This is a genomic window from Vicinamibacteria bacterium (assembly GCA_035570235.1).
Classification (GTDB): domain Bacteria; phylum Acidobacteriota; class Vicinamibacteria; order Fen-336; family Fen-336; genus DATMML01.
In genome coordinates this window covers 63,481-69,527 of record DATMML010000047.1, presented here as the reverse complement: position 1 = coordinate 69,527, position 6,047 = coordinate 63,481, and the positions used below count along the sequence as shown (strand labels likewise).

Below are 6,047 nucleotides of genomic sequence, written 5' to 3'. Positions count from 1 at the left end.
CCCGGTTCGGCGCGCCCGCCCGGGAACCCCACCTGGCCCGACCAGGGGTCCCCGTCGTGCTCGGCCCGCCGGATGAAGAGCAGTTCCAGTCCTCTCGCTGCCTCCCTCAGGATCAGCGCCACCGCCGCGCGAGAGGCGGCTGGTTCCGCCACCTGCGTTGGCGGGCGAAGAGCCAGCGCGCGTCGCACGTCGTCCCAGGTGGTGGCCGCCATCCGTCGATTTTACCGCGTCAGGGGCGGACGAGCGCCAGGAGGTCGGCGGCGTGGGTGAGCCAGAGGAAGGCCATGTTGGGGGCGAGGGCGCTGTTGAGCAGCATCTGGTCCACATCCCCGGCGGGGAAGTAGCGGAGGTCCTCCACCTCCGTAGCCTGAGGGTGGAAGCCCGAGAGGGGGATGTCGGTGCGGCCCAGATAGATCGCCACGTGGTAGAGAACGTTTCGGAATCCGCCCTCGGGCGCGTATCTCACGTCCCGCAGGTTGCGCTGGAAGGAGAATTGTCGAAAGACGACGGTACGGGTCAGGTCGGCGCCGGCCAGCGCTCCCGGGAAGGCCTCCGCGCTCGGGACCAGGCGTACGGCGGGCGAGTGCGCGTCTTCGAAGAGTTCCTCCCCCGCCTCCCGCACGACGGTGGTGTCGAAGGTCTCGCCCGCGCTCACGTGGCCGCCCACCGACTTGTCCCAGCGCCCGCCGTTCTCTTTGTCGGGCGGTCGCCGTTGGAGCAGGATCTGGCCGAGGGCGTTCACAAGCAGGATATTGACCGCGCCCACGGCCAGACCCGAGCGCTTGGCTTCCCGCCGCGGCCGCGCATCCACGACCGCCCCCGCAGCGTCATAGATGTTTAGAAGCTCCTCGCGGGGATCCTTCACGCGGCTTCCCCGGCGGGGGAAGCTGTCCGCCGCGTCGTCGCGAGTCGGGGGAGCATCAGATCACCGCCGGGTCCTCGGGGCTGCCCGACCACTTGGTGAGATTCTCGACCGCGTCCTCGGTGACGGTCATGACATCCTCGTGCCGGATGCCCATCTCCCCCGGGAGGTACACCCCCGGCTCGTTGGAGAAGCACATTCCTGGCCGAAGCTTGGTGGAGTTGCCCCGCACGAGGTAGGTCCACTCGTGGCCGTCCATGCCGATGCCGTGGCCCAGACGGTGGGTGAAGCTGGCATAGGCGGGGCCGAAGCCCCCGTCCGTGATGACCTTGCGGGCGGCCGCGTCTAGAGCCTGGCACTCCACGCCCGGCCGGCCGGCCCGGACGGCCGCCTCCTGGGCCTTGCGGACGAGGTCCCAGACCTCGCGCTGGCGCGGCGTGGGAGGGGCGCCGAAGACGCCGGTGCGGGTGATGTCGCTCGCATATCCGTGGAAGCTCCCACCGCCGTCGATCAGGACCACGTCCCCCGCCTTCAGGGGTCGGGGCTGCTTGGTTCCGTGGGGGAAGGCGGCGTTCGCCCCGAAGAGAACGAGGGAGCCCCCCGGGATACCCAGACGGCGGTGGGCCTGGGCCGACAGGGCCGAGACCTGGGATTGCGTCATCCCCTCCTTGAGCGATGCGAAGACCGCGCGGTGGGCGCTGAGGGTGATCTGACCGGCCCGCCGCATGAGCGCGATTTCGTGGCTGTCCTTGATCATGCGGCAGCCCGCGGTGACGGGGGTGGCGCTCTCCAGCCGCAAAGCGGGGGCCGCTTTGGCAATCCCGTCCGCGAAGACGAAGGGCATCGTCTCCTCGATCCCCATCCGGCCGCCGGCCACCTTGCGGTCGCGCAGGATCGACGCCACCAGGTCGTAGGGGGACTCGTGCTCCTCCCAGGCCCGCACGTCGGAGCCCATCCGGATCTGCTCGAGGGCCCGCGTCTTCTCGAAGGCGGGCGTGATCCAAGCGGGGTCGCCTTCCCTCGTCAAGACCAGGCCCAGGAAGCGCTCGGAGAGCCCCCACTCCGCACCCGTGAAGTAGGTGAGGCCGGTGCCCGGCCCCACCGCGATAGCGTCGAGGCCGGCGTCCGTCATCAGCCGCTGGGCGGCGAGGAGTCGGGCCTTGTGCTCTTCGAGGCCGATGGGGGGAATGCCCGCGGTCATGGGCTTGAGTTCGGCGAGGGGTGCGGGCAGAGGCAGGTCCTCGCCGGCCAGCTCTGTGGGAGGATGAAGACGGGAGCCAAGGGCGGCCGCTCCCGAGAGTCGGAGGAGCGCGCGGCGCGAGAAAGACATAGGGCCTCCTGCCAAAGTGACGAGGGATGGTACCAGCCGCGGGCGCGCGCGCAAGCGGCGGGCCCGTGTTACCCTCCATGCGGGCATGAACCACGCCTCGCGGACGGCCAGGCTCGCCGTCCTCCTCCCCCTTCTGGCCCTGGCCACCCGTGCCGAGGGAGCCTCCTTCCCCCCCCACCTCCGGTTTTACAGCATCTCCAGCGCGCGGGTGACCGTGCACTACCACCAGGGACTGGAGGCCATGGCCCGCCAGGCCGCGGCCCTAGCCACCGAGATCCTCGAGGGCCACGAGGCGCGCTACCGCCACCGCGTGGGCCATCTGAACATCGTGCTTGCCGATGTGGAGGACGATCCTAACGGCTACTCGACGCCCTTCCCGTATCCGCTCGTCTACATCCGTGCCGCCTCCCCGGATGGGAGCGACGACTTCGGCAACTTCACGGGCTGGCTCCGCTACGTGCTCACCCACGAGCTGGCCCACAGCGTCCACCTGGACGAGGGCCGGGGGCTCGTCCGAGCCGGGCGCAAGGTGTTTGGTCGCGCCCCCTACCTCTTTCCCAACCTCTTCGCCCCGACCTGGATGGTCGAGGGCCTGGCCACCTACGAAGAGACCGAGGGGACCGCCTTCGGGCGCGGCCGGAACCCGGACGCACGCATGGTCCTCCGCATGGCCGCCCTCGAGGGCGCCTTCCTCCGCGAGGACCAGGCGGTCCTCGCCCTGGACCGCTGGCCCGAGGGCCAGGCCTCCTACCTCTTCGGGGAGGCTTTTCTGCGGGAGATGACGGCGCGGTCGGGCCCCGGCACCTTGCCCGAGCTGGCGCGCGTTCAGGCGGGGCACCTGATCCCCTATCTCGACGACCTCACCTCGGTTCGGGTCACGGGAAGCAGCTTCCACGCTCTCTGGCGGGAGTGGTCGGCCGAGGAACGATCCCGTGCCGAGCGCGAGGCGGAGCGGATCGAGGCCACCGGGCTCACCCCTTCGTGTGCTCTGACCACGCGCGGAATCCGCCAGACCGAGCCCCGCTTCAGCCCGGACGGCGCCTGGATCGCTTATTCCAGCCAGACCCTCACCCGCTTTCCGGCCATCCGGCTCATGCGTCCCGACGGCAGCGGAGACCGGAAGCTCGCCGACCGCAACGGGGGCACCTCCTTGTCCTGGACGCCGGATGGCCGCGCCCTCGTCTACGACGAACCCGACCTCTTCCACGCCTTCTCGAGTTTCTCGGACCTTCGGAGGGTGGAGCTCGCGAGCGGCCGGGTGCGCTGGCTCACCCGCGGGCTTCGCGCTCGCGATCCGGACGTCGCTCCCGACGGGGCCTCGATCCTGTTCGTCCGTCGCCTGGGGGACCGCAGCGACCTGTTCACCATCGGCATGGACGGGCACGGCCTCCGCCGTCTGACCAACTCTCCTCCCGGCACGGAGTGGAGCGGCCCCCACTGGCGGCCACAGGGGGACGTGATCGCCGCCTCGCGCTGGACGGCGGGCGGGTGGCTGGATTTGATGGAGGTGGATCCCGCCACCGGCGAGGCCACCAACCTGACCGAGGATCGGGCCAAGGACGTGGAGCCGACCTGGACGCCGGATGGCGAGTACCTGATCTTCCGTTCCGACCGGGACGGCGTCTCCAACCTGTACGCTCTGCGCCGCGAAGACCGCGCTCTTCTGCGCGTCACCAACGTGCTGGGGGGCGCCTTTTCGCCCTCCGTGAGCCCGAGCGGCTCCGAGGTGGCCTTCGCGGCCTACTCGTCGCGCGGCTACGACGTCCACCTGGCTCCCCTCGACCTGGCCCGGGCCCCCCCGGCAGAGCCCTTCCGCGATCCTTACCCCCCGCCCGGCCCGGACCCGGAACCCGAGACTGCGGCCGCTCGGACCTACCGCCCCTTCCCGACCCTGCTGCCGCGTTTCTGGACGCCCTACTTGAGGAGCGCCGACCGCGAGACGCTCTACGGGGCGGCCACCGCGGGGTCGGATCCGCTCTTCCGCCACGTGTGGGGCCTCGACGTCTACCGCGGCACGGCATCGGGCCGCTTCAGCACCCAGGGCTTCTATCAGTACGATCGCCTCTGGCCCACCCTCCTCCTGACCCTCGAGGACGAGAAGGATCTCGGCAGCCAGGGCATCCTGCGCACCCGTCGCCTGAACCTTCTGGCTTCCGTCCCTCTTTGGGTCTCCCTGCGCTCGTCGCAGACCTTCTCCGTGACCTGGCGGCGGGAGCGGCAGGAGGGGGAGGGAACGACGGGGCCGCCCCTGGACCTGGGAGGCGTGGAGGCCGCCTGGACCTTGAGCTCGGCCAAGCAGTACCCCCTGTCGATCTCGCCCCTGGACGGTTATCGGCTCCGGCTCGCCTATCTCAAGGAGGACCCCTCGTTCGGCAGCAGTCTGTCGCTGGGGAAGGTCAGCGCCGACGCCCGCGCCTACTGGCGGCTTTTCGGGGAGTCGGACGTGCTGGCCCTGCGGACGGGCGGAGGCTTAACCGTCGGCCAGCCCGGCTTTCAGCGCTCTTTCGCGGTGGGCGGCTTCCCCGACACCGACCTCTTCGACCTCGTCAAGACCAACATGGCCGTTCTCCGGGGGTATCCCGACAACGCCTTCCCCGGCCGGAACTTCGCAGAGGCGAACCTGGAGTACCGGGTGCCGCTCGCCGCCCTGGAGAGGGGGGAGCGCTCGCTTCCCCTTTTCATCCGCCACCTGCACACCACGGCCTTCTTCGACGCCGCCCACGCCTGGAGCGGCGTCTTCCGGCTGGGGGACGTCAAGACCGCGGCCGGCCTATCCTTGGGGGCGGACACCTACCTCGGCCACCGTCTCCCCCTCACCGGGCAAGTGAGTCTGGCCCGCGGCTTTGCGGCCGGTGGGGACACCCGCGTCTACTTCCGGCTCGGCCTCGCTTTTTGAGTTCCTCTCGGGGCCGCGCCCGTCTTGCTTCAAGCCAACCCCCACAGGCCAAAGTCACGCTTCACGGCCGGAGCGGGTGCTCAAGGGCGGAGGCAAGAGTTTCGGGGTTGGGAGGCTCGAGACCCGCCCAGCTGCGGGTATTGGCGATCACCCCAAGGAGGGTGCTCTCAGGGTCCCTTGCGGATCTGGATGCCGCCGTTCACCGTGGAGACCGAGAGCTGCCGGCCGCCGCTCCCGATAGTGGCGCTGATCCGCCGCTTCGAGAGCTTGCCCTGGACGGTCAGGGGGAAATCGGAGGTGATGTCCCCGTTCACGGTCTCCGCGTTCAGCTCCACTCCCGCGTCGGGTGGGAGGTCGAGAGTGATCCCTCCGTTGACGGTCTTGAAGGCCAGGGCGCCCGTCCAGTTCGTGCGACCGAGGGAGGCCTTGATCCCGCCGTTGACGGTCTCACCGTGGACATGGCCGCCGGCCTGCACCTTGATGCCACCGTTCACGGTGTAGGCCTCGGCGTCCCCGGAGAGAGCCTCGGCCTCGATGCCCCCGTTCACGGTGCGGGCGACGAAGCGCGCGCCCGCCGGGACCTTGACCGTGAAATCCACGCTCGTGTCGTTGTTCTGGGTGTGCATGCGCCCACCGGATCCGGGCTGGCATTCGTTGGGGGTGGAACTGGGGCTGGGGTACACCGCGCAGATGGTGACGCCCCCCTCGTGCTCTACAACCTTGATTTCGACCTCGGCGGGGTCGCTGTGCCGCGCATGCTTGACCGCCGTCACCTCGACCTCGCTGCCAGGGGCGGCGGAGGCTTCGATACCCCCGTTGACGCCCTTGATCTCGACCGTCGCCCCCGCGGCGATCTTGCCCTGCCAGTGAAAATCCGCCCCGAAGACGGGCCCGGCCAGGACAGCGGAAAGGCCCAGGGTCAACATCGGCTTGAGGCTCATCGCTTCTCTCCTCGCTCT

At 70.0% G+C, this 6,047-nt stretch carries 5 protein-coding genes; 1 reads left to right on the top strand and 4 read right to left on the bottom strand.

Annotated elements, in window-relative coordinates:
- From VN461_09295 to VN461_09285, 3 genes are all read right to left on the bottom strand, one after another.
- The coding region (locus tag VN461_09295) for a CoA pyrophosphatase (protein ID HXB54963.1) at nucleotides 1-212 on the bottom strand (212 nt) is incomplete at its 3' end.
- Nucleotides 213-229: 17 nt separating this feature from the next.
- Nucleotides 230-865, bottom strand: a complete 636-nt coding sequence (locus VN461_09290) for an NUDIX domain-containing protein (protein HXB54962.1) — start codon at nucleotides 863-865, stop codon at nucleotides 230-232.
- 55 nt (nucleotides 866-920) lie between these two features.
- Nucleotides 921-2,192: a Xaa-Pro peptidase family protein gene (locus VN461_09285; GenBank protein ID HXB54961.1), complete on the bottom strand. Its 1,272-nt coding sequence runs from the start codon at nucleotides 2,190-2,192 to the stop codon at nucleotides 921-923.
- An 85-nt stretch (nucleotides 2,193-2,277) separates the two neighbouring features.
- Between VN461_09285 and VN461_09280 the strand changes: the two genes are divergently transcribed.
- Nucleotides 2,278-5,088: a BamA/TamA family outer membrane protein gene (locus VN461_09280; protein ID HXB54960.1), complete on the top strand. Its 2,811-nt coding sequence runs from the start codon at nucleotides 2,278-2,280 to the stop codon at nucleotides 5,086-5,088.
- A 167-nt stretch (nucleotides 5,089-5,255) separates the two neighbouring features.
- On the opposite strand, the gene VN461_09275 is transcribed toward VN461_09280, so the two are convergent.
- On the bottom strand, nucleotides 5,256-6,029 hold the full coding sequence (locus tag VN461_09275; protein HXB54959.1) for a DUF4097 family beta strand repeat-containing protein: 774 nt from the start codon (nucleotides 6,027-6,029) through the stop codon (nucleotides 5,256-5,258).
- Nucleotides 6,030-6,047: the final 18 nt, after the last annotated feature.